This window comes from Flavobacterium sp. (genome assembly GCF_027531905.1).
In the GTDB taxonomy this organism is placed as follows: Bacteria; Bacteroidota; Bacteroidia; order Flavobacteriales; family Flavobacteriaceae; genus Flavobacterium.
In genome coordinates, this window is sequence record NZ_JAPZSU010000003.1 from 1 (window position 1) to 23680 (window position 23680).

25 protein-coding genes and 1 pseudogene are annotated in these 23680 nt (G+C 34.1%); 5 read left to right on the plus strand and 21 right to left on the minus strand.

Translation table 11 applies throughout. The features are described 5' to 3' along the window. A pseudogene (locus tag O9307_RS01145) lies at positions 1 to 118 on the plus strand (IS1595 family transposase); the annotation flags it as partial. Positions 119 to 178: 60 nt separating this feature from the next. Here the strand turns inward: O9307_RS01145 and O9307_RS01150 are convergent. From O9307_RS01150 to O9307_RS01175, 6 genes are all read right to left on the minus strand, one after another. After that, positions 179 to 1570, minus strand: coding sequence for a UDP-glucose 6-dehydrogenase (locus O9307_RS01150; protein WP_298294479.1), 1392 nt, complete (start codon positions 1568 to 1570; stop codon positions 179 to 181). A 223-nt stretch (positions 1571 to 1793) separates the two neighbouring features. Further along, complete coding sequence (locus O9307_RS01155; RefSeq protein WP_298294482.1) at positions 1794 to 2765, minus strand: SDR family oxidoreductase; 972 nt, start codon at positions 2763 to 2765, stop codon at positions 1794 to 1796. Next, the gene (locus tag O9307_RS01160; RefSeq protein ID WP_298294485.1) at positions 2765 to 5233 is read right to left on the minus strand and encodes a tyrosine-protein kinase; all 2469 of its coding nucleotides are present in this window, start codon (positions 5231 to 5233) and stop codon (positions 2765 to 2767) included. The genes O9307_RS01155 and O9307_RS01160 overlap by 1 nt, the downstream gene beginning before the upstream one ends. A gap of 16 nt (positions 5234 to 5249) precedes the next feature. Further along, entirely contained in the window at positions 5250 to 6047 is a 798-nt protein-coding gene (locus tag O9307_RS01165) for a polysaccharide biosynthesis/export family protein (RefSeq protein WP_298294488.1), read from the minus strand. 59 nt (positions 6048 to 6106) lie between these two features. Beyond that, positions 6107 to 6736 carry a recombination mediator RecR gene (recR, locus tag O9307_RS01170; protein ID WP_298294491.1) on the minus strand — a complete coding sequence of 210 codons (630 nt, stop codon included), beginning with the start codon at positions 6734 to 6736 and terminating at the stop codon, positions 6107 to 6109. A gap of 68 nt (positions 6737 to 6804) precedes the next feature. After that, a complete protein-coding gene (locus O9307_RS01175) occupies positions 6805 to 7959 on the minus strand; it encodes an aminotransferase class I/II-fold pyridoxal phosphate-dependent enzyme (RefSeq protein WP_298294494.1) in 1155 nt (384 codons plus the stop codon). Between the two features lie 855 nt (positions 7960 to 8814). Between O9307_RS01175 and O9307_RS14695 the strand changes: the two genes are divergently transcribed. The 3 genes from O9307_RS14695 to eptA are packed head-to-tail and all read left to right on the plus strand — an operon-like array spanning position 8815 to position 11185. Beyond that, positions 8815 to 9207 (plus strand): hypothetical protein, encoded by a 393-nt coding sequence (locus O9307_RS14695; protein ID WP_366099803.1) that lies wholly within the window; start codon positions 8815 to 8817, stop codon positions 9205 to 9207. Between the two features lie 42 nt (positions 9208 to 9249). Continuing rightward, positions 9250 to 9678: a phosphatase PAP2 family protein gene (locus O9307_RS14700; protein ID WP_366099832.1), complete on the plus strand. Its 429-nt coding sequence runs from the start codon at positions 9250 to 9252 to the stop codon at positions 9676 to 9678. Next, complete coding sequence (eptA, locus tag O9307_RS01185) at positions 9659 to 11185, plus strand: phosphoethanolamine--lipid A transferase EptA (protein ID WP_298294496.1); 1527 nt, start codon at positions 9659 to 9661, stop codon at positions 11183 to 11185. Before O9307_RS14700 ends, eptA begins: the two co-directional genes overlap by 20 nt. Positions 11186 to 11219: 34 nt before the next feature. Here eptA and O9307_RS01190 read toward each other — a convergent pair whose 3' ends face one another. Further along, positions 11220 to 11588 carry a CoA-binding protein gene (locus O9307_RS01190; protein WP_298294499.1) on the minus strand — a complete coding sequence of 123 codons (369 nt, stop codon included), beginning with the start codon at positions 11586 to 11588 and terminating at the stop codon, positions 11220 to 11222. Positions 11589 to 11741: 153 nt separating this feature from the next. Here O9307_RS01190 and O9307_RS01195 point away from each other — a divergent pair, with 153 nt between their 5' ends. Further along, positions 11742 to 12368 carry a MarC family NAAT transporter gene (locus tag O9307_RS01195; RefSeq protein WP_298294502.1) on the plus strand — a complete coding sequence of 209 codons (627 nt, stop codon included), beginning with the start codon at positions 11742 to 11744 and terminating at the stop codon, positions 12366 to 12368. Between the two features lie 61 nt (positions 12369 to 12429). On the opposite strand, the gene ctlX is transcribed toward O9307_RS01195, so the two are convergent. From ctlX to rplO, 14 genes are all read right to left on the minus strand, one after another. Then, complete coding sequence (gene ctlX / locus O9307_RS01200) at positions 12430 to 13365, minus strand: citrulline utilization hydrolase CtlX (protein ID WP_298294505.1); 936 nt, start codon at positions 13363 to 13365, stop codon at positions 12430 to 12432. A 57-nt stretch (positions 13366 to 13422) separates the two neighbouring features. Further along, positions 13423 to 14337: an arginine deiminase family protein gene (locus O9307_RS01205; protein ID WP_298294509.1), complete on the minus strand. Its 915-nt coding sequence runs from the start codon at positions 14335 to 14337 to the stop codon at positions 13423 to 13425. A 66-nt stretch (positions 14338 to 14403) separates the two neighbouring features. Continuing rightward, positions 14404 to 15687, minus strand: coding sequence for a citrate synthase (locus tag O9307_RS01210; protein WP_298294512.1), 1284 nt, complete (start codon positions 15685 to 15687; stop codon positions 14404 to 14406). 153 nt (positions 15688 to 15840) lie between these two features. Then, a complete protein-coding gene (gene eno, locus O9307_RS01215) occupies positions 15841 to 17133 on the minus strand; it encodes a phosphopyruvate hydratase (RefSeq protein ID WP_064716166.1) in 1293 nt (430 codons plus the stop codon). 111 nt (positions 17134 to 17244) lie between these two features. After that, on the minus strand, positions 17245 to 18354 hold the full coding sequence (gene carA / locus O9307_RS01220) for a glutamine-hydrolyzing carbamoyl-phosphate synthase small subunit (protein ID WP_298294517.1): 1110 nt from the start codon (positions 18352 to 18354) through the stop codon (positions 17245 to 17247). 157 nt (positions 18355 to 18511) lie between these two features. Further along, positions 18512 to 19000, minus strand: coding sequence for a 50S ribosomal protein L17 (rplQ, locus tag O9307_RS01225; protein WP_298294520.1), 489 nt, complete (start codon positions 18998 to 19000; stop codon positions 18512 to 18514). Positions 19001 to 19038: 38 nt separating this feature from the next. Beyond that, positions 19039 to 20031: a DNA-directed RNA polymerase subunit alpha gene (locus tag O9307_RS01230; protein ID WP_064716169.1), complete on the minus strand. Its 993-nt coding sequence runs from the start codon at positions 20029 to 20031 to the stop codon at positions 19039 to 19041. A 21-nt stretch (positions 20032 to 20052) separates the two neighbouring features. Then, positions 20053 to 20658, minus strand: coding sequence for a 30S ribosomal protein S4 (rpsD, locus tag O9307_RS01235; RefSeq protein WP_024981528.1), 606 nt, complete (start codon positions 20656 to 20658; stop codon positions 20053 to 20055). A gap of 91 nt (positions 20659 to 20749) precedes the next feature. Further along, positions 20750 to 21133: a 30S ribosomal protein S11 gene (gene rpsK, locus O9307_RS01240; protein ID WP_024981527.1), complete on the minus strand. Its 384-nt coding sequence runs from the start codon at positions 21131 to 21133 to the stop codon at positions 20750 to 20752. Positions 21134 to 21141: 8 nt separating this feature from the next. Further along, positions 21142 to 21516: a 30S ribosomal protein S13 gene (gene rpsM, locus O9307_RS01245; RefSeq protein ID WP_064716171.1), complete on the minus strand. Its 375-nt coding sequence runs from the start codon at positions 21514 to 21516 to the stop codon at positions 21142 to 21144. Between the two features lie 2 nt (positions 21517 to 21518). After that, positions 21519 to 21635: a type B 50S ribosomal protein L36 gene (gene ykgO, locus O9307_RS01250; RefSeq protein WP_002987490.1), complete on the minus strand. Its 117-nt coding sequence runs from the start codon at positions 21633 to 21635 to the stop codon at positions 21519 to 21521. Between the two features lie 11 nt (positions 21636 to 21646). Beyond that, positions 21647 to 21862, minus strand: coding sequence for a translation initiation factor IF-1 (gene infA, locus O9307_RS01255; RefSeq protein ID WP_007136545.1), 216 nt, complete (start codon positions 21860 to 21862; stop codon positions 21647 to 21649). A 3-nt stretch (positions 21863 to 21865) separates the two neighbouring features. After that, positions 21866 to 23212: a preprotein translocase subunit SecY gene (gene secY, locus O9307_RS01260; protein WP_298294531.1), complete on the minus strand. Its 1347-nt coding sequence runs from the start codon at positions 23210 to 23212 to the stop codon at positions 21866 to 21868. Between the two features lie 13 nt (positions 23213 to 23225). Next, positions 23226 to 23678, minus strand: a complete 453-nt coding sequence (gene rplO, locus O9307_RS01265) for a 50S ribosomal protein L15 (RefSeq protein WP_064716173.1) — start codon at positions 23676 to 23678, stop codon at positions 23226 to 23228. Positions 23679 to 23680 lie beyond the last annotated feature (2 nt).

Here is a 23680-nt window from a genome sequence, read left to right on the forward strand (position 1 = left end):
CGAGTACAGCTATCGATTAAACAGGTCAATACACAAGCAAACCATATTTGACAATCTAATTAAAAGAATGATTAATCAAAAGCCTATTGGTTTACAAACAATTAAAACAAGTAGATAACTTTACAGCTCTAAACAATTAAAAAACGGTCAACTCTAATTAGGGAAGTACAAACCGCCCCTACATCCCTATCCTATGATACACAAATCCAATCGCCTTCATATGATCGGCATCTAAAATATTTCGACCATCAAAAACAAAAGCAGGTTTTTGCATGCTATTGTAAATGCTTTGCCAATCGTAAGTTGTAAATTCATCCCATTCTGTCAGTATAGCAATAGCATGTGCTTTTTCACAGGCTTCATAGGCAGAAGCCGTTGCACGAATATGTTGTTGATTTTGCGAGGGGGCTCTTGACTCTAAGTAGTCCAAATCGGCGAGCACTTTTTTAAACGGAACTTTAGGATCAAACACCGAAAGTTGGGCTTCCTCATTAATCAAATCATCGGCCACATAAATCGCAGCTGATTCTCGAGTATCATTCGTATCTTTCTTAAATGCCCAACCTAAAAAAGCAATTTTTTTATCGGCTACCGTGTTGTACAAGGTTTGCACTATTTTGCTAGAGAACCGTCTTTTTTGATGGTCATTCATAATAATGACTTGCTCCCAATAATCGGCCACTTCTTGCAAGCCATAAGATTTAGCAATATACACCAAATTCAAAATATCTTTTTGAAAACAAGAACCTCCAAACCCTACGGATGCTTTCAAGAATTTGGGACCAATTCTACTATCCATACCAATAGCTCTAGCTACTTCATTCACATCGGCACCTGTTTGCTCACACAATTCCGACATCGCATTGATGGAAGAAATACGTTGAGCTAAAAAAGCGTTAGCCGTTAATTTTGACAATTCAGAAGACCAAACATTGGTAGTCAAAATCTTTTCGGGTGCCACCCAATTAGCATATACATCTACTAATGCTTGGATCGCTTTTTGCCCTTCTACAGCAGTATCTCCTCCAATCAAGATTCGATCAGGAAACAACAAATCGTTTACAGCGGTACCTTCCGCTAAAAACTCAGGATTGGATAAAATTTGAAATTGCACCCCATTACCCGTATGATCTAAAATGCTTTTAATCGCTTCGGCAGTACGTACTGGCAAGGTTGATTTTTCCACGACAATTTTATTGTCTTTGGCAATTTTAGCAATCTGACGCGCGCACAATTCAATGTACTTTAAATCGGCCGCCATCCCTTTTCCTTTTCCGTAGGTTTTGGTCGGCGTATTTACAGAGATAAAAATGACTTCTGCTTCGTCTATCGCCTTTTCCACATCGGTAGAAAAAAACAAATTACGCCCTCTTGCTTCTTGCACTACTTCGTCCAAACCAGGCTCATAAATTGGAATATTATTCACATCCGCATCATTCCATGCTGCAATTCTTTCTTGATTCAAATCCACCACCGTCACTTGGATATGGGGACATTTTTGTGCAATAACCGCCATTGTTGGTCCCCCAACATATCCAGCACCTATGCAACATATTTTTGTAATGGTCATCTTTTACTATTTATCTTTTAATTCTTAACTTAAACCTACTTGCCCTTTTATCAAGGTTTAAATCTATTGCTATACTATTGATTGTTCCTAAATCAACGGATTTCAATCCGTTGCTACAATTGATTGTTCCTAAATCAACGGATTTCAATCCGTTGCTACAATTGGTCGTTCCTAAATCAACGGATTGAAATCCGTTGCTACACCATTGGTCGTTCCTACAGAACTATTTTAAGTTGTTCCAATACCACTGAACTGCTTCTTTTAACCCTTCTTGTAAAGAGAACTTAGGATCATATCCCAATAATCGCTTGGCTTTTTCAATACTGGCTAACGAATGAGGAATATCCCCTGCCCGATTCGGACCATATTCAATTGGAATGGTTTTTATTCTTTCATCGAATTCCCCTAAATACGTTTTCAAATACCCCACAAGATCATTTAGTGTATTGCGATCGCCAAAGGCAGTATTAAAAACTGTATTTATGGCTTCTGAATTAGTGGTCGTTATCGCCAATTCATTCATCTGAATCACATTATCGATGTAGGTAAAATCCCTAGAATAATTCCCGTCGCCATTAATCTTTGGACTTTCAAGCGCCATTAATTGTTTTACAAACTTCGGAATCACTGCTGCATAAGCCCCTTGCGGATCTTGCTTGCGCCCAAAAACATTAAAGTAGCGCAAACCGATTGCCTCCATCCCATACGTCTTCCCGAAGATTTCGGCGTACAATTCATTGACATATTTGGTAATCGCATAAGGAGATAAAGGCTTCCCGATTACATCCTCCACCTTTGGTAGCCCCTGCGAATCCCCATAAGTTGATGAACTAGCAGCATATACAAACCGTTTTACTTTAGCGTCTCTTGCAGCGACCAACATATTCAAAAAACCAGAAACATTTACCTCATTAGTCGTAACTGGATCCCCAATAGAACGAGGCACAGAACCCAAAGCTGCTTGATGCAATACATAATCTACCCCTTCAACCGCCAAAGCACAATCATCCGCATTACGTATATCCCCTTCAATTAATTTGAAATTAGGATTTGCTTCTACTGCAAAAAGGTTATGCCGGTGACCGGTGGCAAAATTATCCAAAACCACCACTTTATACCCTTTAGCTAAAAAATATTCCGCTAGATTAGAACCTATAAAACCAGCTCCTCCCGTAATTAAAATCGTTGCTTCCATTACACTTTTCTATCCTTTTTTAACCAATCAATAATTTTAGACAAACGATTTTTTACCGGCTCAACTTCATGATATCCATTAGCATAGGTATTATTCCCATATCCGTATCCATAGCCATAGCCATAACCTGTTCCGTACTTTGCTTTATTTTCGAAACCGTTTAAAACAATACTCGTATTCTTTAATTCTCCTCTTTGCACTCTGTTATTTAGCAAAGTAATCATATCTTTCTTAGAGAAATTCTGACGAACAACATAAAGCGTTGCATCACAATACTGATCCAGCTCCAGCGCATCCGAAACCAAACCTACAGGAGGAGTGTCTAGAATAATGTAATCGTATCTTTGTTTTAATTCAGCAATCATTTCGCCCATTCCTTCACTAATAATTAATTCGCCTGGATTGGGCGGTATGGGACCTGACAGAATAACATCCAAAAAAGGAACTTTGGTAGTATTACTAATTTCCTCAATCGTATTTTGATTAATTAAATAATTAACAACCCCTTTATCATTGTTCAAATTAAATTCTTCAAAGAGTTTTGGTTTACGTAAATCCAAGCCTACAATTACCGTTTTTTTCTCGCTTAAAGCAAAAACTGTAGCAATGTTAATAGAACAAAATGTCTTTCCTTCGCCACTTACCGAAGAGGTAATCATGAGTGTTTTCGCTCCATCTACCTTTTGTTTTTTATACAAAAATTGCAAAGAGGAACGAATGGCACGGAAGGATTCTGATAAGGCTGATTTTGGTTTATTAAAAACAGCCAATTCAGATTTATCTTTATTCACGCCCACAACACCTATCAATGGAATCTTAGTTAGATTACTCAGCTCATCCGTATTTTGGATGGAATTATTAATGAAGAAAATAATCAAAACCACAATAAGCGGCATTAGAATTCCTAAAAACAAAGCTAACACATAATTGACCGATGTTTTGGGACCAATTAGTCCTCCCCCAACATCTTTTGCAGGATCAATAAAATGAATATCAGACAAACTAGCTGCTTTAACGATATCAGCCTCGCTACGCTTTTGTAAAAATGTATTGTAAATATTATCGTTTAAATCATATTTACGTTTGATTTTTATCAATTCTTGTTGGTCTTCGGGCAATTGCTTGATCGCACTTTCGGAAGCTCCAATTTTACTGTTTATTGTAGCCAAATCGTATTGAAGGGTTTGTTTCGCCGTAGTTATGTTTTCTAACAAAACATTTTTGATTGCCATCATTTGATTGTCAAAATCTTTAAATATTTTTTCGCTTTTAACAGCATACGCCATTTCTGAACGTTGTGTTGACAATGCTATTAATTTTGAAACATTAACTACAATATTTGGGTCTTCAATTCCTGCCACCGATGGCGCGGGAAGTTTTGAATAATCGACGCTACTTTTCAAATAGGCCTTTAAAGAATTACAGTAAGCCATTTTTCTTGTTATCTCGTCTCTCTCTAGGTCAAACTGAAGCATTTTATCCGAGAACTTCACTCCACCATCTTCGATATCGACAATATTTTTGTCTTTTCTAAATATTTTCAATTCGTTGCCTGTTTCTTTCAATTGCGACTCCATAGCAATCAACGTACTGTCAATAAAGGCAATGGTGTTTGTTGCAAATTGGTTTTTGCTGTCCAATTGTCTTTTGATTAACATTTTTACCGTAGCATTCAAATAATCTACCAAACGCGCTTTGTTTGTGCCTTGCAAACTTAACGTCAGAATAGCACCTCCTTGGTCATCTGCTTTTACGCCAATTCCTTTATAATTTGAAACTGTTCCGTCAAAGTCATTGAAACGAACAAAATACTCGTTACCTACATAAAAACCTGGATTGTCATTTATTTGCAAGCGCCAATTTAAAAAAGGGAATACCACAACTTCACTTACTTTACATCGCTTTTTAAATTCACCCACTACCACAGCTGTAGTAGAAGTTGAATGATCCGAATAATGAATTAGTGGAACGGTACTATTCTCAAAAGGTATTTTTATTTCATATTCTGATGCTGACAAAAAAGTAATACTAATTAAGGTGCCGGCCAACTGTCCTTTCTTTTTATCCAACTCTAATTTAAAAGGGATAGCACCATAGGCATCGATCAAGTTGTATTTACCTTGAACTAAATAATCGATATAAAATTGTAATTTATCTACCACCAATTCATTATGTGAACGCGATTGCAAAATAGTAGTAATAGACTGTACTTCATCCGAGACACCACCCCAGTTGAATGTCAAACTAGTATTTGAGGTAAATAGAGGATTACTCTCTTCCTTTACAGAAATTAGCGTTTCTAAACCATAAATTTTTTCTTTTCGAATGTTTACTTGGTAAGCAATAAAGAAGGCAATAGCCAAGCTTATCAAAAACCACTTCCAGTATCCTGCGATTTTTATCAAAAAGCCTTTAAAATCAAATGTGGTTTGATTTTCAAAAACGGAAAAATCTTTTAGGTCAAGCATTTTCTAGAAAAAGGATTTAATTTTTTAATAACAAATAAGTGGTAGTTACCAAGGAAAGCAAGGTAATGATTGTTCCTAAGGATTCTATTCCTGTTTTACCCGTTCCCCAAGACTTTTGTTTGAGTGGTTTTACGTAGATATAGTCATTAGGTTGCAAATAATAATATGGCGAGTTGATGACCTTTCGATCGGTTAAATCCAAATCATGCATTTCAACACCTGTAGGCGTTTTTCGCATAATAGTCACTTCTTTTCTATTACCTACCATAGTAATATCGCCTGCATTTGCTATTGCTTCCAATATGTTTACGGTATCTTGAAAGAGTGTTTTAGTACCCGTACTATTCACTTCGCCATTAATAGTATAACGAAAACCTGAAAGTTTTACATTTACAAAAAGATTCGCCTCCTTGTTAAAATATTCTTCCAACAACTGTTTTTCAATTTTCAATCGAACTTCCTCTAAGGTATAACCTAAAACGTTTATCTCTCCTAGAATAGGAATTCGGATATTGCCATGATCATCTACTCGAAAACCATTAAAATACAATCCGCTTTCCGAATTTTGCAACATGTTATCGTTCGCATTGGCATTGGTATTAAAAATAGCTACCAATTTCGGGTCAATGGCTTTGAGGTTGATACTCAAAATATCATTGGTTTGCAATCGATAGGGCTTAGATTCAATGACTGCAATCGCTTTTTCAGGAGACTCCGACTCTTTTTGTTGCAAATAAGTTAAATCTTTTGTTGGTATACAAGAAGTTAAAAGTAGACCACTTATTAGGATCAAAAAGAATATCGATTTATTCATGCTATTAAATTTGCTACAAATATAGTGCATCATTCACAATTAACAGAAAACAAAAACTATTAATTGGAACCCGTGGTTTTAAATGAAGATTCAAAAGGAACGCGTTGCAAAATACTTCTTCCAAGCGTGACTTCGTCTGCGTATTCTAACTCGTCACCAACTGCAATTCCTCGCGCTATTGTAGAAACTATTACTTCTGAATTTGCGATTTGTTTATAAATATAAAAATTGGTCGTATCGCCTTCCATAGTAGAACTCAGTGCAAAAATTAATTCTTTAACGTGTCCCGAATTCACTTTTTCTAACAATGAGTTAATATTCAATTGGCTAGGTCCCACGCCATCAATTGGAGAAATTTTACCTCCCAAAACATGATAGATTCCTTTGTATTGACCTGTATTTTCAATCGCCATTACATCTCGAATATCCTCTACAACACAAATTAATAAATGATTTCTTGCTGAATTTGCACAAATCTGGCATAATGCTGTATCCGAAATGTTATGACAATTGGAACAAAACCGAATGTCATTTCGCATATTGGTTAACGACTCGGCTAAAAATTGCGTCTGATCCGAAGGTTGTTTGAGCAAATGCAATACTAAGCGCAAAGCCGTTCTTTTACCTATTCCTGGCAATTGAGCCATTTCGCTTACTGCTTTTTCTAATAATTTTGAAGAAAATTCCATAGCCACAAAAATACGTTTAAAATTGAAAAAACCCTAGTTTTAAAGAGAAACTAGCTTTTGAATCAAACCTAATGACAATTGTATTTTTGCAACAAACTAATTATACGTTCTTGTATTCTTGCCCGACTTTGCGCATTTAAATTGGAACTGGACGGAAGGCATAACCCGCTTTCAAATAAAGATGCTGCTAACTTACCACCATAAAAAGAATACTTTTCGAATACAGGCTGCAAATGCATTGGTTTCCATAAAGGTCGAGCTTCAATGTTGAATTCTTCTAAATACAACCGAAAAATTTCTGGAGTCAGTCCGTTCATTTTTTCCTTGTCTATCAAAATAGTTGTTAACCAATAATTAGAAAAAAAGTCACTGTTGGGCTCAGAAAAAACAGTAATTCCTTTGAAATTAGCAAACAAATCACTGTAAAATGCATGATTAAAACGACGTGCTGCAATCCGTTCTTCGAGAACTTCCAATTGACCTCTTCCAACAGCCGCCGCTATGGAACTCATAGCATAATTATACCCAACTTCACTATGCTGATAATACGGCGCTACATCACGAGCTTGAGTCGCCAAAAAAGTAGCTCTTTCTTTTTGCAATAGATCGGAAAGCAACAAGGCTCCACCACTAGAAGTCGTGATAATTTTATTCCCATTAAAGGAAAAAACGCCTATATCGCCCAAGGTACCACAAGGTTTTTCTTTATAACGACTCCCTAATGCCTCAGCACTATCTTCCAAAATTGGAATGGAGTATTTATTCGCTATAGCTTGAATTTTTTCAACTTGAAAAGGCATGCCATACAGATCGACAACGACCATGCATTTTGGCTTTTTGCCTTTTCGCATTCTATCTTGAATTGCCGCTTCTAAAGCTATCGGGCACATGTTCCAAGTTGTGTCTTCACTATCAATAAAAACTGGCGTTGCTCCAATGTAAAGAATAGGATTGACGGAAGCCGAAAAAGTGAGGGTTTGGCATAAAACTTCATCACCAGGCTCAACCCCTAATAACAATAGCGCCAAATGTATGGCCGCCGTTCCAGAATTTGTGGCAGCAATAAATGTATTTTGATTCAAAAAACGAACCAAATCATTCTCAAAATCCTGAACAATATTTCCTCCGGAAGTAATCACATTTGCTTGTAATGCATTTTGAACATACTCTAGTTCACGACCACTTGGATGTGATTCCGAAAGAAATATTCTTTTATTATGCATAGCAACAAATTACATTTTACAACATCTTACCTCCTATTTAGAAACACGAATTTTAGAAATAGCATAGGAAAATTAACTATTCTATCAGGACAAAGAAGATAACACTAACTTTTTGCTGAAATAAGAAAAATATCTTACATCTTCATATCCTTAAATGCACAAAAAAAATGAGTCATTTTACCATTGCCCAAAGATACAAATTAGAATTTCTATTGCAACAAAACGTTTGCAAAACACAAAAAGCACCAGTGATAAAAAGCTATTTGAATTTATGACTGTCCGTAACTTATACAAAATAGTCAAAGTATTTAATTCACTTTGCGTCTCTGCGCCTTTGCGTGAAATTGAACTCGCAAAGTCGCAGAGTCGCGAAGAAAAGAATGAATCAAGCTTAAAAATAGTGGAAAACTAATTTACGCGATGAAATAGTCCTAGTTACGAATAGTCATAATTCAATTTCATAGAGATGAACTCCATTCAGACCAGCTGCGTTCAATTTATACGGCCGATTTTGCTAATCGAAAATACAAAAAATCACCGATAAAAGAGTAAAAACCTCAGTCAGGCAGTATTTTCCAAAACACTCAACTTCCTATTTGACAACTAACAAAAAACAAAAATGGCAATTGAGAAGTTAAATAATAGACCAAGAAAAAGATGTCAATTTAATTCTCCAAATAAAGTATATTTGCAAAAAAACAAATAATAATCAGGCATTCTATTCATTAATCGATTCCGCCTAATTATAAAATTAGTACTAAAACGAAAGTCGTTCTTTTTGCACCTCAGTAATAGAAAGTTTTGTAGCTTTATAAAAAACAATCCGAAATTCAATAAATAATAAAAATATAGTAGATGTCATTTATTTTTAAATCTTTAACAAAAGAAACGCTAAACTCCGCAGTTCTTGAAAAATATACTAAACTAAAATTATCTTTATTTGTTTTTCCTTTTTTACTTTTACTTTCACTTGTGGTTTTTCTTTATAGTGAAAATGCATTAAGTGTTATAAACTATGTTGAGATACAAAAGAATTATTTTTACGTAATTAATGCTCAATTATCACAATTTCCACATCTTATCTACAATCTTACTCAATTTGGAGATGCCTTAGTCTTTTTTTCACTGTTGACTCCTTTACTACTTTATATTCCTAAAATTTGGGAAGCGCTGTTATCTGGTTCAATTGTATCCTTAATGCTATCACGAGTTTTAAAAGGTATGTTTTCTGTTCCAAGACCTGCATAAATCTATGACGTTACCAGCTTTGAAATCGTTGGCGAGAAATTAATTGGATACAGCAGTTTACCTTCAGGACATTCGATAACCGTTTTTTGCACACTAACTGTTCTATTATTCGCATTCGTGCCTAACAAATTTTACACGAAAATTGCTTGGACTACTTTGATTATTTTGCTAGGATCCGCACTTTCATTAACAAGGGTTGGGGTTGGCGCACATCACCCAATTGATGTTTTCACCGGCGGAATACTTGGTTACATATCAGGACTTTCAGGCATATTCATCAGTGTAAAATATAAGGCATGGACTTGGATAAACCATAAAAAATACTACCCTATTTTTATCTTACTATTTCTTATTTGTTCTGTTATATTGATTACTAAAATAAATGATAAAAATTTATCTATCTTTTATTTTGCCTTAGCCAGTTTACTTTTCTCACTTTATAAAATAATTTATGTTTACATTAAAAAATAATTTAAAATCAACTCACTTTGTCTTATTAATGAGTTTTTTGAATTTTACATTCTTCCATTTGCCTTTTTTTAAATTTGTATTTAACAATATTGATTACAAAAGCTTTAACGGCATTGTTCTAATAATTAGTTTAGTTATTACGGTATTGGTTTTAAATGCTTTGGTTTTTTTATTGTTGCTTTTTGTGTCGCATTACATGACTAAATTAGTCTTAGTGATATTCTTCTTAATCAACTCGGTTGCTGTATACTTCATAAACACCTATAGTATTATTATTGATGAAAGCATGATTAGTAATATACTCAACACCAATTTAGAAGAGTCTAATAGTTATTTTTCGATAAAATTGATTTTTTATCTCGTATTCCTAGGCATATTACCAAGTCTCTACATAATTAAAGCTAAAATTATAAATGAATCCAAAAAGAAAACTCTCATTACTATTGGTTTAACTTTAGTATTCATACTCTCCTTAGTATTTGCAAATGCAAGTAATTGGATGTGGATAGATAAAAACTCAAAAACACTAGGCGGATTAGCCATGCCTTGGTCATACACTGTCAATATTTCTCTTTTTTACAAACATCAAAAAGAAAAGAACAAAAAAGAAATTTTATTACCCAATGCAACCATAAAAGATAACACAAAAGCAGTGATTGTTTTAGTAATTGGAGAATCTGCGAGAAGCCAAAATTTTTCGTTATATGGATATAAAAACAACACTAATCCATTACTCTCCAAAATACCGAATGTACACCATTTTGAAGCTACATCCACTGCTACGTATACGACTGCTGGTGTAAAAGCAATTTTAGATTATAAAAATACAGGCGATTTATATGAAATTTTGCCTAACTATTTATTCAGAAATGATATAGAAGTGCTATGGAAATCAACCAATTGGGGCGAACCTCCACTTCATATCAAAAACTATGAAAACAGAGAAATTCTTGCACCACGTTGTAAAGGTGAACAATGCAACTATGATGAAATCCTATTAACAGGACTAAAAGAACAAATTAAAGCTAGCAAAAAAAATAAAATATTAGTAGTACTTCATACAAGTACAAGTCATGGACCAACTTATAGCAAAAAATACCCCGCTTCATTTGAAACCTTCAAGCCTGTTTGTAATAGCGTAGAATTAGGAAATTGTACCCAAAAAGAATTAATCAATGCTTATGACAATACTATTGTTTATACCGATTATATCTTATCTCAAGTAATTGGACAATTAAAAGAATTGAAAGAATACAATAGCTCGATGATTTTTGTTTCAGACCACGGAGAATCACTTGGAGAAAAAAATCTTTACATGCACGGCATACCTATAGAAATTGCGCCAAAGGAACAATATGAAATCCCTTTTATTGTTTGGGTATCTAATGGATCAAAACAACTGAAACCCCAACAAAAACTAACCCAATACCATGTTTTTCATAGTGTACTAAACTTTCTAGGTGTACAAAGTCCAATTTATGATGAACAAATGAACATTTATAAATAATTCAATCTCAAAACAATTAATCAAACAAGGCTTTCTAATATTGATTTGTAGTCAATAAGACTAAAGTACAAGCTACTTCTTTTTGAATACCATTTAACGTTAACAATTGATACAATTCTGGATTTTCTGTGCCTGGATTAAAAATCACTCGTTTAGGTTTAGCTTCAACGATATAATTATAATAATCTCTTTGACGGGCGGGGTTTAAATATAATGTAATGGTATCGATATTTTTTAACGGTATCGCTTTGGTTTGTATTTTAACGCCAGCAACTTCACCAGCATTTTGACCTATTGCAATTACAGAATGCCCATGATCTACCAACATCATTATTGCTTTGTAGGCGTACTTTTCTGGTTTAGAAGTCGCTCCTAAAACTACTGTCTTTTTATTTTTTGTCATTTTATGAAAATATATACCGCAAAAGTAGTCAAAAAATAAGGAAGCGGCTTCACTTTTTACTCTCGAAAATTGTAGCAAAGAAAAAACAATAAATTAACAAACGAGTAAGATTTATCATTCCGAAAATTGTAGCTTTGTGTTAAAATTAAACCTATGGAATTATTCATTTATCTTTTTGCTGCTTTGTTTTCCGTTTTAAACCCAATCGGAACAGTCCCAATTTTTGTGGGATTAACGCAAAATGATGCCCAATCAGAACGCAACAGACTTTCGCTTTGGACTGCAATTAATGTATTTATCATTTTAGTAGTTTCGTATTTAGTTGGACAATATGTACTTACTTTTTTCGGAATAAGTATAGACTCTCTAAGAATCGCTGGTGGAATAGTTATCGTAAGTTCTGGATTCTCCCTATTGTCTGGAAAATTTAATAAAAAAAGAGGGATTAACAAAAAAATTGAAAATGAAGCCCAACAAAGAAATGATATTGCCTTAACACCTTTAGCTATTCCAATGCTTGCTGGACCGGGATCAATGTCATTATTAATAGCGTTCTATAATCAACACAAATCTACCAATGAAATTATTATTTCTATAGCCGCTATTCTTGCTATTTCAGCAACCATTTATGTTATATTAAGGAGCGCACACTATTTAGCAAAAGCGCTTGGAGCCTCTGGAATTGTTGCCATTTCTCGTATTGTAGGATTTATAGTAATCGCCATTGGTATAGAATATATTGTTAGCGCCTTAATCAATATCATTAATGATAATTTTTAGCCAAAAAAGCCAGTCAAAAATAATTTTTGACTGGCTTTTTTGGCTAAAATCTCAAATCTCTTTAGACTCTAGGCAAGAAAATCTCCGCCATCATGCAGCGTGCACTTCCTCCACCACAAGCCTCAATAGTATCCAAACTAGAGCTCAAAATAGTAACATGCTCCTCAAGCTGCGTAATTTGCTTTTTAGTTAATGATTGATGAGCTGCTGCACTCATTACTAAATATCTTCGCTCATCCGACCCTTTTACTTCGAGCATATTACCTGCGAAATTATTCACTTGTTCTTCACTAATCAAAATCACTTGCTTGTCATCATTTTTCAAGCTATCAATTACCATTTTACGCTCTTTTTTATCATCAATGGCATCAGCACAAAGTACAGCAAAAGTTTCTCCCAAACACATCATCACATTGGTGTGATAAATCAACTTACGCTCTCCATTTACGGTTTGAAAGGCTTCAAAAATTACTGGCGCAAAATCAAAATCTTCGCAAAACTCAATAAATAACTCTTCGTCAGCTCTAGGCGAAAGCGCGCAATAAGCTTTACCATTTGCACGATCTAGTAACAAACTGCCTGTTCCTTCTAAAAATATGCTATCCCTTTCTGCTTCGGTGTAATCCATTATTTCATTAATAACAAAACCTTCATCTTCTAAAATATCCAAAATTTCCTCTCTTCGTTCTAAACGACGATTTTCAGCAAACATTGGATATAGAACAACATCTCCATTTTCGTGAAAAGAAATCCAATTATTTGGAAAAATACTATCCGGAGTATCTGGAGTAAGCGTATCATCTACCACAATTACATTCACTCCTACTGAACGCAATTTTTTCACAAAAGCATCAAACTCTTCTTGCGCTTTGGCATTTACAGTAGCTGGTAAAAGTCCATCTAAAACTTTTTGGTAATAATTATTTACAGCCGTTTGCTCATTCATTCTGAAGGCAACTGGGCGAATCATCAAAATAGAGTTGGTCGTTTGTTTCATTTCTTTTTGTTGTACTAAATAGACTAAAATAGTCTGGTTGTTTTTTAAATTATACTTTTAATCTCTAATTAATGGTAAGGTTGAGCAACGCAATAATCCTTCTTGTTTAGCTATCTCAGCATATGGAATTTCTTCGACTATAAAATCGTTACTTCGTAACCAATTATTTAATCTAGTAAAATTTCTTTCAGAAACTACAACATTAGGAGCAATAGAGAATACATTAGAATTCATATCATACATTTCGTCTCTTGTTATATGAAATAGATTTTCTTTTCCAAAAAGATTAACCAAAAACAAATAATCTGATTCTTCTCTAAACCCATTTTTATAAATGATTCCTTTGTCGTTTCCAACAGGTTGAAAACAGCAATCTAAATGTAATGCATTATCTCGAGCTTCCAACTTTGACTTAACCAAATCAAAATCTTTTACTATTTTGTTTGGAAACAATTGTTTAATAAATTCAACCCCTTGCCAATTTGTTCTTGCAGTTATATAATCTTTGTAATCACTTCCTTTATAGGTTCCAATAAATATATAATCGTTCCAAAGCATAACATCACCTCCTTCAATATGGACTTCTTCTGGAGGCCTAACAACTTTTGAGGGGTTGATTTGATCAATAACATATTGAATCGCATCTAATTCTCTCTCTCTGTCTGGCAAAATATTCGATTTGATAAAAACATCATCAATAACAAATCCAATATCTCTAGCAAATATTTGATTGTAATCTGATATTAATTCTGGCCTGAGAACGGCTACATCATATTTTTGAAAAACAGCATTAAAGGCCTCCATTTCAATAATCATATCTTGTTCAACAGGATAAGTACCTGCCAAGATATGTTCTAATGATTTTGGATCATAAGCTTCATCTACAGTTGGAATTGATCCATTACTATTTACTAATCCTAAAATAACCTTTCTTAATCGCGCAGTTTCATTTCTTACATTTAAATCTAACATTCTAATTTCAAATTATTTTAGAACCAAAAAAGCTTCACAAGTTCGTGAAGCTTTTTGCCTTTTATTTTATCTTTTATCTACAGTCAAAAATTCCCGTAAAGGATAACCAACATAAACTTGTCTTGGGCGACCAATTGGTTCTTTATTTTCTCTCATTTCTTTCCATTGTGCAATCCAACCTGGCAAACGACCAATAGCAAACATCACGGTAAACATATCAGTAGGAATACCTAAAGCTCTGTATATAATCCCTGAATAGAAATCAACATTAGGATACAAACTTCTTGATTTAAAGTAATCATCTTCTAAAGCTGCAACTTCTAACTTTTTAGCAATTTCAAGAATAGGATCTTGAACACCCAAAGTGGCTAAAACTTCGTCTGCTGCTTTCTTAATAATTCGGGCTCTAGGATCAAAATTCTTATAAACTCTATGACCAAAACCCATTAAACGGAAAGGGTCGTTTTTATCTTTAGCTTTTGACAAATACTTTTCGGTATCACCTCCATCTTTATGAATTTCTTCAAGCATTTCTAAAACTGCTTGATTAGCTCCTCCATGCAATGGCCCCCAAAGAGCTGAAACTCCAGCAGAAATAGACGCAAATAAACCAGCATGAGATGAACCTACCATACGCACAGTTGATGTAGAACAGTTTTGCTCATGATCCGCGTGAAGTATAAATAATTTATCTAATGCATTCACTACTACAGAATCTGCACTATAAGGGCCCGTAGGCAATTCAAACATAAGACGCATGAAATTCTCTACATATCCTTTCGTATTATCATAATAGTTCAATGGATAGCCCATGCTTTTTCTGTAGGTCCAAGTTGCAATAACAAGGAATTTACCCATTGTCTTACATACGGCCTCATACATTTCTTTTTCATTTTCTACATTAACTGATTTAGGATTAAAAGCAGTTAAAGCGCTAGTCAAAGCAGACAAAACCCCCATTGGATGAGCAGTTTTTGGAAATCCATCAATGATATTCTTCATTTCTTCGTTCACCAAAGTATGCTTGCGAATATCATTTTCAAATTGGATTAATTGCTCTGGAGTTGGTAATTCACCAAAAATCACTAGATAGGAGACTTCTAAAAAGTGTCCTTTTTCTGCTAAATCTTCAATTGAATACCCTCTATAGCGAAGGATTCCTAATTCACCATCTAGAAAAGTAACTTCACTTTTACATGAACCAGAATTTTTATACCCTGGATCAATGGTAATCACTCCTGATAAATCTCTTAATTTACTAATATCAACAGCGCCTTCATTTTCACTTCCTACTATAAACGGAAGCTCAAATTTATTGCCATCAATTTCTAACGTTGCTATTTTTGACATAATATTATATATGGATATATTTAGATTAAATATTTCCCAAATCTAATGAATTTAGAACAAATTTAAAAACGAATTCATTCACCAACTTGTTAAATGTTTACAAAAAAAGCCATCTGAATAAACAGATGGCTTAAGCAATAAAAAAAGTATTTCTTATTTTATATTAAATGCATTTTTTCCAGGAAAATAAGCCGTAGCTTCAAGCTCTTCTTCTATTCTCAACAACTGATTGTATTTTGCCATACGATCAGAACGAGAAGCAGAACCTGTTTTGATTTGTCCACAGTTTAAAGCAACAGCTAAATCTGCAATTGTATAATCTTCTGTTTCACCAGATCTGTGAGACATAACCGAAGTATACCCTGCATTCTTCGCCATGTTTACAGCTGCTATTGTCTCAGTCAAAGTACCAATCTGATTCACTTTTACCAAAATAGAATTTGCGATCCCTTTTTCAATTCCAGTAGACAAACGCTCCACATTAGTAACAAACAAATCATCTCCCACCAATTGAACTTTATCTCCAATTTTTTCAGTCAATAACTTCCATCCGTCCCAATCATTTTCTTGCATCCCATCTTCAATAGAGATAATTGGATATTTAGCCGCCAATTCAGCTAAATAATCAACCTGTTCTGCTGATGTTCTAACTTTACCTGTTGGTCCTTCAAATTTAGAGTAATCATATTTACCATCAACATAAAACTCTGAAGCAGCACAATCTAACGCAATCATTACTTCGTCACCAAAAGTATATCCTGCAGCCTCAACCGCTTTTTTAATAGTATCCAAAGCATCTTCAGTACCACCTGCTAAATTTGGAGCAAATCCACCTTCATCGCCAACAGCCGTAGAAAGCCCTCTATCGTGCAATACTTTCTTAAGGTTATGGAAAATTTCAGTTCCCATTTGTAATGCATGCGAAAAAGAAGTTGCTTTTACGGGCATAATCATAAATTCTTGAAAAGCAATTGGAGCATCTGAATGAGAACCTCCATTAATGATATTCATCATTGGCAAAGGCAAAGTATTTGCTGAAACGCCACCGACATAGCGATACAAGGGAAGACCTAACTCATTAGCAGCTGCTTTTGCAGCAGCAAGAGAAACACCTAAAATAGCATTAGCACCTAATTTTGATTTATTTGGAGTACCATCCAAATCAATCATCATTTGATCAATTTTATTTTGTTCGAATATAGAAGTTCCTACTAACTCCTCGGCAATAATAGTATTCACATTGTTAACAGCCGTTAAAACTCCTTTACCCAAAAATGCCTTACCACCATCTCTTAACTCTACCGCTTCATGTTCACCAGTTGATGCTCCTGAGGGAACTGCTGCTCTACCTAAAATTCCATTTTCTGTAATCACATCAACTTCAATAGTTGGATTACCTCTTGAATCAAAAATTTGTCTTGCGAAAATCTTAACAATAATACTCATTATTCTTATATTTTTTGTTATTAATTTGTATTTTACTCAAAATTACGCAAATAAAATGACAATGGTAAATAAAGAATCTACTATCATTATTAATTTATTAACGATAACGTTTTAGCTTTGCGCTTTTGCAATATTCTCAACAAACTGATCAAATAAGTAAGAAGAATCATGCGGCCCTGGACTAGCTTCCGGGTGATATTGAACAGAAAAACAATTTTTATTTTTCATTCTCATACCAGCTACAGTTGAATCATTTAAGTGTAAATGTGTAATTTCCATATCGGGATGTTGCTCTAATTCTTCTTTGTTCACAGCAAAGCCATGATTTTGAGAGGTAATTTCACCTTTCCCACTAATCAAATTGGTCACTGGATGATTTATTCCTCTATGACCATTGAACATTTTGTAAGTAGAAATACCGTTCGCAAGCGCAATAACTTGATGTCCTAAACAGATACCAAATAAAGGTTTGTCAATAGCAATAATTTGTTTTGCCACATTGATAGCACTATGCAGAGGATCCGGATCACCTGGCCCATTAGACAAAAAGAACCCATCAGGATCAAAAGAATTTAAATCTTCAAAAGTAGCATTATAAGGAAAGACTTTAATGTAACAATCCCTCTTAGCTAAATTTCGTAAAATATTAGTTTTAATACCTAAGTCTAATGCCGCTATTTTATATTTAGCATTTTCATTACCATAAAAATAAGGTGCTTTAGTAGATACTTTAGAAGCTAATTCTAACCCCTTCATGTCAGGAACTTTAGATAACGCCACTTTTAATTCTTCAACTGGCGTGCCATCTGTACATATCACTGCATTCATAGCCCCATTTTCTCTAATGTATGCTACAAGTGCCCTAGTATCAACATCAGATATACAAATTAAGTTTTGCTTTCTAAAGTAATTTTCAATGCTTTGATCGGCATCTGGTCGTGAATAATTAAAGCTGAAATTTTTACAGATTAAGCCAGAAATCTTAATACTATCCGATTCAACTTCTTTATCATTAACACCATAATTTCCGATGTGAGCATTAGTAGCTACCATTAATTGACCAAAATAAGACGGATCAGTAAAAATCTCCTGATATCCTGTCATCCCAGTATTAAAACAAACTTCCCCAAAAGCGACTCCGCTAAGACCAATTGATTTACCATAGAAAATTGTCCCATCACTAAGTAAAAGTAAAGCTTGTTGTCTAGTTGTATATTTCATATGTAGTTAAAAATTTTGCAAATTTAAAATTTAAAAGAAGGCGAAACAATTTAAATGAACAATAAGTAAATTAAAATGTTACGATTTAACAATCAAAAAAAAAGGATAAACTATAAATAGCTTATCCTTATTTTTTATCGAATGATTATTTTCATAATTATTCAGCAGCTTCTGCGGCTGGCTCAGCACTTTCAGCAGGAGCTTCAACAGCTTCTTCTGTCTTTTTAGCTTTACCACCACGACGGCTTTTTGCTTTTTTAACTTCTTTTTTACCTCCGTTATAAAGTTCGTTAAAATCAACCAATTCGATCATCGCCATATCAGCGTTATCTCCTAAACGATTCCCAACTTTAATAATACGAGTATATCCACCTGGTCGGTCTCCAACTTTTGCAGCTACGTCTCTGAACAAGTCAGTTACAGCATACTTGCTACGTAAATAAGAGAAAACGATACGACGATTGTGAGTTGTATCAGCTTTAGATTTTGTTATAAGCGGCTCAACAAATTGTTTAAGCGCTTTAGCCTTAGCAACAGTAGTGTTAATACGTTTGTGCTCAATAAGAGAACAAGCCATATTAGCTAGCATAGATTTTCTATGTGCAGTCTGTCTGCTTAAGTGATTATTTTTTTTTCCGTGTCTCATTGCTTTATGAATTTAATCACACCTTAAGGTGGATTAGATTATTCTTTATCTAGTTTGTATTTTGTTAAATCCATTCCAAAAGTAAGATTCTTAACTGCCACTAATTCATCTAGTTCAGTCAAAGATTTTTTACCGAAATTACGGAACTTCATTAAGTCATTTTTATTAAAAGATACTAAATCACCAAGTGTATCAACTTCAGCCGCTTTCAAACAATTTAAAGCTCTAACAGATAAGTCCATATCAACAAGCTTAGTTTTAAGCAATTGTCTCATATGCAATGACTCTTCATCATAAGATTCCGTTTGTGCAATTTCGTCAGCCTCAAGTGTAATTCTTTCATCAGAAAACAACATGAAATGGTGAATTAAAACTTTTGCAGCTTCAGTAAGAGCATCTTTTGGATTAATTGAACCATCAGTTTTAATTTCAAAAACTAATTTTTCATAATCTGTTTTTTGCTCAACACGGAAGTTTTCAATAGCATATTTTACATTTTTTACCGGAGTAAAAATTGAATCTGTAAAAATAGTACCAATTGCAGCATTCTGTTTTTTGTTCTCTTCTGCAGGAACATATCCTCTACCTTTTTCAATAGTCAAATCAAAACTTAATTTGATTTTACTGTCAAGATTACAGATTACAAGTTCTGGATTCAAAACTTGAAAACCTGAAATAAATTTTTGAAAATCACCAGCTGTTAATTGATCTTTACCAGAAACAGAAATAGTAACTGATTCATTATCTATATCTTCAATTTGACGTTTAAAACGTACTTGTTTAAGATTTAAAATAATTTCGGTAACATCTTCAACAACTCCTGAAATAGTGGAAAACTCATGATCTACACCTTCGATACGAACAGATGTTATTGCATATCCTTCTAATGCTGAAAGCAAAACTCTTCTAAGTGCATTACCAACAGTCAATCCGTAACCAGGTTCTAAAGGTCTAAATTCAAATTTACCTTCAAAATCGGTTGAATCGATCATGATAACTTTATCGGGCTTCTGAAAATTAAATATTGCCATAAATTTCGACTAAGTCAATTATTATTTGTTGTACAACTCTACGATTAATTGTTCTTTAATGTTTTCAGGAATCTGAAGTCTTGCAGGTACAGAAACAAAAGTTCCTTCTTTAAGATCATTATTCCAAGTAATCCATTCATAAACATGACTTGAATTAGACAAAGAACGTTCGATAGCTTCTAATGATTTAGACTTTTCACGAACAGCAACTTTATCACCAGGTTTAAGGTGGTAAGAAGGAATATTAACAACTTCACCATTTACAGTAATGTGTCTGTGTGATACGATTTGACGTGCTCCTCTTCTAGATGGAGCAATCCCCATTCTAAAAACAACATTGTCTAATCTTGCTTCACACAATTGTAATAAAACTTCACCAGTAACACCTTTAGTAGCTGATGCTTTTTCAAATAAATTTCTGAATTGTTTTTCTAAAATTCCGTAAGAATATTTAGCTTTTTGCTTTTCCATTAACTGAACAGCATACTCAGATTTTTTTCCTCTTTTTTTAGCCATCCCGTGTTGTCCAGGAGGGTAATTTCTTTTTTCGAAAGCTTTATCGTCTCCGAAAATTGCTTCGCCGAATTTACGAGCGATTCTTGTACTTGGACCAGTATATCTTGCCATTTTAATTTGTTTAAGATAGAGATTATGAATTCAGGTCTTATCCTTCGATAATCTATTTCCTATCTAGGTTATACTATAAAAATTTTGAGTATTAAACTCTACGTCTTTTAGGAGGACGACATCCGTTGTGAGGCATTGGAGTTACATCAATAATTTCAGTAACCTCAATTCCACCATTATGCAAAGAACGGATAGCAGACTCACGTCCGTTTCCTGGTCCTTTTACATATACTTTCACTTTTTTAAGTCCAGCCTCAAGAGCTACTTTACTACAATCTTCTGCCGCCATTTGAGCTGCATATGGAGTGTTCTTTTTAGAACCTCTAAAACCCATTTTACCAGCTGAAGACCAAGAAATAACTTCACCTTTTTTGTTTGTTAACGAAATGATGATGTTATTGAAGGTAGCAGAAATATGAGCCTCACCCGTTGATTCAACGATAACTTTACGTTTTTTTGCAGTTGCTTTAGCCATATTACTTATTATTTAGTTGCTTTTTTCTTGTTAGCAACAGTTTTTCTTTTACCTTTTCTAGTTCTAGAGTTGTTTTTAGTTCTTTGACCTCTTAATGGAAGTCCAGATCTATGACGAATACCTCTGTAACAACCAATATCCATCAAACGTTTGATGTTCAAAGAAACCTCAGAACGTAATTCACCTTCAATTTTGAAAGCAGAAACCGCTTCACGAATTGCTCCGATTTCATCATCATTCCAATCTTGAACTTTTTTATCTTGGCTTACTTGAGCTTTCTCTAAAATCTCAATTGCTCTACTTTTTCCTAATCCGAAGATATAGGTAAGTGCTATAACACCTCTCTTGTTTTTTGGGATATCTACCCCTGCTATTCTTGCCATAATTATCCTTGTCTTTGTTTAAATCTAGGATTCTTTTTGTTGATTACGTATAATCTGCCTTTTCTACGCACAATAATGCACTCGGCGCTTCTTTTTTTAACTGATGCTCTTACTTTCATTTTGAATATCTTTAATATCTATAAGTAATTCTTGCTTTTGACAAATCGTAAGGGCTCATCTCTAGTTTCACTTTATCACCAGGTAATAATTTGATATAATGCATACGCATTTTACCAGAAATGTGAGCAATTACAATATGTCCATTTTCTAACTCTACACGGAACATTGCATTAGATAATGCTTCTATAATTGATCCGTCTTGTTCTATTGCTGATTGTTTTGCCATAAATTAAGCTACTGCTTTTCTATTTTTACCACTTTTCATCAAACCATCATAGTGCTTATTCAACAAGTATGAATTAATTTGCTGCATTGTGTCAATAGCAACACCAACCATAATGATTAATGAAGTACCTCCAAAAAACATTGCCCAAGATTGCTGTACATCCATTAGACTCACAACAATTGCTGGGAACACAGCTATTAAAGCAAGAAATAGAGACCCTGGAAAAGTAATTAGTGACATCACTTTATCAAGATAATCAGATGTTTCAGCACCTGGTCTAACACCTGGGATGAAACCACCGCTTCTTTTCAAATCGTCAGACATTTTGTTAGTAGGAACAGTGATTGCTGTGTAAAAGAATGTAAAGATAACTATTAAGCTAGCAAATACAAAATTATACCAAAAACCAAAGATATCACTAAAAGCACTAACAATTGTTTGAGAAGTTTCAGATTTTGACAAACCAGCTACAGCAGCTGGAATAAACATAATAGCTTGAGCAAAAATAATCGGCATAACTCCAGAAGCATTTAACTTCAAAGGAATCCATTGTCTATTACCGCCCATCATATCTTGTTCAAAATCACCTGAAGTCGTACGACGTGCATATTGTACAGGTATTTTTCTAACTGCCATTACAAGTAATACACAAGAAATAATTACCAACAACCAAATAATAACTTCGATAACCAATAACATTGGCCCACCATTATTGTTTGTCACTCTTGTAGTAAACTCTTGAATAAAGGCCTGTGGGAATCTAGCTAAGATACCTACCATTATTAACAGTGAAATACCATTTCCAATCCCTTTATCGGTGATTTTTTCACCTAACCACATTGCAAAAATTGTTCCTGTTACCAGAATAACAACTGAAGAAAATAAGAATTCAAAAGAATTAAAACCTAACAAAAAGGCACTACTTGGTAATGTTCTGTAAAGATTGTAGATATAAGTTGGCCCTTGAACTAAAGTAATTCCGATAGTTAACCAACGAGTAATCTGATTGATTTTCTTTCTGCCACTTTCACCATCACTTTGTAATTTTTGCAAATAAGGAATCGCAATTCCCATTAACTGAACTACAATAGAAGCCGAAATATAAGGCATGATACCTAAAGCAAAAACCGACGCCTTAGAAAATGCACCCCCAGTAAACATATCCAATATCGATCCGATACCCTCTTTAGTTTGACCAGCTAAACCTGTTAATTGAGTAGCATCAATTCCAGGTAATGTAACATGTGCACCAAAACGATAAACTAAAAGAAGTCCTAAAGTAATAAGAATTCTATTTTTTAGTTCCTCAATCTTCCAAACATTACTTAATGATTCAAAAAATTTCTTCATATTAGTTGAAAAATTATAATGTTACGGCTTCACCTCCAGCAGCTTCGATAGCGGCTTTTGCAGTAGCAGTAAATTTGTGAGCAGATACCTTTAATTTTGCTTTCAATTCTCCTCTTCCTAAAATCTTAACGATTTCATTTTTTGTAGCCAAACGATTTGCAACAAAAACTGTCATATCAACAGTATCAGTTACAACACCATTATCAACCAATAATTGAAGGGTATCTAAATTAACACCTTCGTATTCTTTACGATTGATGTTTGTGAAACCAAACTTAGGAACACGTCTTTGAAGCGGCATTTGCCCACCTTCAAAACCAATCTTTTTAGAATAACCAGAACGAGATTTAGCTCCTTTGTGACCTCTTGCAGAAGTACCACCTTTACCAGAACCTTCTCCTCTACCTAATCTTTTATTTTGATTGTGTGTAGAACCCTCAGCAGGTTGTAAATTACTTAAATTCATAC